Origin of the sequence: Streptomyces sp. YS-3 (assembly GCF_045257485.1) — a bacterium.
GTDB lineage: Bacteria > Actinomycetota > Actinomycetes > Streptomycetales > Streptomycetaceae > Streptomyces.
In genome coordinates, this window is sequence record NZ_JBJHPC010000739.1 from 1 (window position 1) to 2967 (window position 2967).

The 2967-nt window shown below is 73.8% G+C and carries 2 protein-coding genes; both read left to right on the forward strand.

Annotation, left to right across the window (positions count from 1 at the left end):
* Window positions 1–102 precede the first annotated feature (102 nt).
* Window positions 103–2163 (forward strand): HelD family protein, encoded by a 2061-nt coding sequence (locus ACJA3G_RS34090; RefSeq protein WP_406556903.1) that lies wholly within the window; start codon window positions 103–105, stop codon window positions 2161–2163.
* Between the two features lie 216 nt (window positions 2164–2379).
* Complete coding sequence (locus ACJA3G_RS34095) at window positions 2380–2964, forward strand: YceI family protein (protein WP_406556904.1); 585 nt, start codon at window positions 2380–2382, stop codon at window positions 2962–2964.
* Window positions 2965–2967 lie beyond the last annotated feature (3 nt).

Here is a 2967-nt window from a genome sequence, read left to right on the forward strand (position 1 = left end):
CCCGGGGGCCGGGGGTCGGCCCGATGTCCTTTGTCTCCTTGAGACCCTCCCGGATTTCGTTACTGAGTAAAGAATGTAACCAAGTTGCGTTACGCTGGATCCATGACGCCACTCGACCGCGAACTCAGCCGGGAACGGGCCTACCACGAAGCCTGCCGCGCGGCCCTCGCCGCCATGGTGGAGGGCGCGGACGAGCGGGTCGTGACCGGTGAGAACGCCTTCGCCTCCGGCGCAGACGCGGAAGTGCTCGGCTACCAACTGCGCAGTTGGGCCAAGGAGCTGCGGCAGGACCCGGCCGGCCCGCTCTTCTTCGGGCGGCTGGACTTCGAGGACGGCGAGGCCCCCGGCGACCACGCCGGGCAGCGCTACTACATCGGCCGCCGCCGCATCAGCGAGCACCCCTCCGCGCCGCCGCTGGTCGTCGACTGGCGGGCACCCGTCTCGCGGACGTTCTACCAGGCCGGGGCCCGCGACCCGCTCGGTGTCGCCGTGCGCCGCCGCTTCGGCTGGGCCCCTGGCAGCCACGGCGCCCCCGAGGACCTCACCGGCATGGAGGACGAGCGGCTGGGCGCGACCGGTCCGGCCGAGGGGGACGGGCCGCTCGGCGGCATCCTCGCCGCCGAGATCGAACGCCCCCGCGTCGGCCCGATGCGCGACATCGCCGCGACCATCCAGCCCGAGCAGGACGACCTCGTACGGTCGGAGCTCGGCCGTTCGCTGTGCGTCCAGGGCGCCCCCGGCACCGGCAAGACGGCGGTCGGGCTGCACCGGGCCGCGTATCTGCTCTACACCTACCCCCAGCGCATCCAGCGCGGCGGTCTGCTGGTCCTCGGCCCCAACCGGACCTTCCTCCACTACATCGCCCAGGTGCTGCCCGCCCTCGGCGAGATCGACATCCGGCAGTCCACGGTCGACGACGAGGTCGCGCGCACTCCCGTGCGGGCCGTCGACGACAGCACCGCGGCGGCCCTCAAGCACGACGTCCGGATGGCGCGGGTGCTGCACCGGGCGCTGTACGCGAGGGTCGGCGGCCCGTCCGCGAGGTTCGGCGCCGTCGAGGTGCCCGACGGCTCCTACCGCTGGCGGGTGAGCGAGGGCGAGCTGGCGCGGATCGTCGCGGAGGTACGGGCCGAGGAGCCGCCGTACGGGGTGGGCCGGGAGCGGGTGCGCAGCCGGGCCGTGCGCGTCATCCAGCTGGAGGCCGAGCGCCGGGCCGGGCCGATGAACAACACCTGGCTCCAGCGGATCTCGCGGGCCCGCCCGGTCTCCGCGTTCGTCGACGCGGCCTGGCCGAAGGTCTCGCCCGAGGAGGTGCTCGCGGCGCTGTTCACCGACCCGGACGCGCTGGCGGAGGCCGCCGACGGGGTGCTGGCGGCCGAGGAGCAGAAGCACCTGCTGTGGAGCCGGGCGCCGCGCTCGTACAAGTCGGCCAAGTGGTCGGCGGCCGACCAGTTCCTCCTCGACGAGCTCGCCGGGCTGATCGAACGCCCCCGGGGCTACGGCCACATCGTCGTCGACGAGGCCCAGGACCTCTCCCCGATGCAGTGCCGGGCCGTCGCCCGCCGCTCCGGCTTCGGCTCGCTGACCGTGCTCGGCGACCTGGCGCAGGGCACCACGCCGTGGGCGGCCCGCGACTGGTCGCGGCACCTGGCGCACCTGGGCAAGCCGGACGCCCCGGTGGTCCCGCTGACCACCGGCTTCCGGGTCCCGGCCGCGATCGTGGCCCTGGCGAACAACCTGCTCGGGACGCTCGACGTCGCCGTACCCCCGTCCCGCTCGCTGCGCCGGGACGGGGAGCTGACGGTGCGGCGGGTGGCGGACGTACGGGCCGCGCTGGTCGAATCCGTACGGGCGGCGCTCGCGCACGAGGGGTCGGTGGGTGTGATCGCGCGCGACGCGGACGTACCGGAGCTGCGCGCGGCCCTCACGGCGGCGGGCGTGGCGACGGCGGAGCCGGACGAGCTGACGGCGGCGGCCCGGGTGACGGTGCTGCCCGCGACGATGGCGAAGGGCCTGGAGTACGACCATGTGGTGGCCGTGGAGCCGGCCGCGATCGCCGAGGCGGAGGAGCGCGGCCCGCACCGGCTGTACGTGGTGCTGACGCGGGCGGTGTCGCGCCTGGAGGTCCTGCACAGCGGACCGCTGCCGGACGCGCTGCGCTGAGCGGTCGCCCGGCTCCGGACCCGCGCGGCGTCTCAACACGCGGATCCCCTGCGGGAGTTGGCTGCGCGGACGGCCCCGACTCACTATGTTGTCGATGGTTCAAGCAGGAGGCCGAGCCCTACGGAGGGTGAGGCCCGCCCCGCGCGGGGGTGCGGGGCGGTGAACGGCGACGCGAACGCCGCCACTCGACGCATACGTCTTCAGGGGGTCACCAGCATGTCCACCACTTCCGCCACCTCGTCCGCGTCCGACGAGCCGGCCGTCTCGGCGGCCGACCTGCCCGGCTACGAGACCGGCACCTGGGCGATCGACGCGGTCCACTCCGAGATCGCCTTCTCCGTACGGCACTTGGGCATCGCCAACGTCCGCGGCCGGTTCGACGACTTCGAGGGCGAGATCGTGCTCGCCGAGAACCCGCTGGAGTCCTCGGTCCGCGCCACGATCAGAATCGGGTCGGTCTCCACGGGACACGACCAGCGCGACGCCCACATACGGTCGGAGGAGTTCCTGCACGCGGAGGGGTTCCCCGAGATGACCTTCCGCTCCACCGGGGTCCGGCGCGGCGGCGGGGACGGCTTCCTGGTCGACGGCGAGCTGACCGTGCGCGGCGTCACCCGTCCCGTCACGCTCGACCTGGAGCTGAACGGCTTCGGCAAGGGGTACGAGGGCCGTTCGGTGGCGGGCTTCTCCGCCACCACCCAGATCAGCCGCAAGGACTTCGGCGTCACCGGCGGCCCGACGGGCGCGGCGCTCGGCGACACCATCAAGATCACACTGGAGGTGGAGGCGGGGCGGGTCTGAGGC